The sequence below is a fragment of the Neisseria sp. P0021.S006 genome (assembly GCF_051956895.1).
Genome location: NZ_JBQCWZ010001282.1, coordinates 1 through 439, shown reverse-complemented (window position 1 = coordinate 439; position 439 = coordinate 1). Strand labels below are relative to the sequence as shown.

General features: G+C 47.4%; 1 pseudogene. It reads left to right on the top strand.

Annotated features, from left to right (window positions below):
• Window positions 1-150, top strand: a pseudogene (locus ACTHUM_RS19895) (LPS export ABC transporter permease LptG); the annotation flags it as partial.
• Window positions 151-439: the final 289 nt, after the last annotated feature.

The following is a 439-nucleotide window of genomic DNA, read 5'->3' as shown; positions in this document are numbered from 1 at the left end:
TGCCTTGGTTTGCTGTTCCACTTTGCCGGACGGCTCTTCGGCTTTACCAGCCAGTTGTACGGCGTGCCGCCGTTTTTGGCCGGTGCCTTGCCGACGGTTTTGTTTGCGCTGTTGTCGGTGTATCTGATACGTCGTCAGGAAAAAAGATAAGGCAAAATAAACTTCAGGCCGTCTGAAAGGCAATCTTCAGACGGCCTGAGTATTTTGTGTGCAAAAAACAAAATGCTAAAGTAAAATAATACCTTTCCAAATCAATGCGGCTATTGAAAATGTCCCAAACCATCTGCTTGAATATGATTGTCAAAAACGAAGCGGCAATCATCGAAGAAACACTGGCCAACATCACCGACCACATCAAACTTGACTACTATGTCATCAGCGACACCGGCTCGACAGATGATACCGTCGGCGTGATCCGCCGCTTTTTCGATGCAAAGGG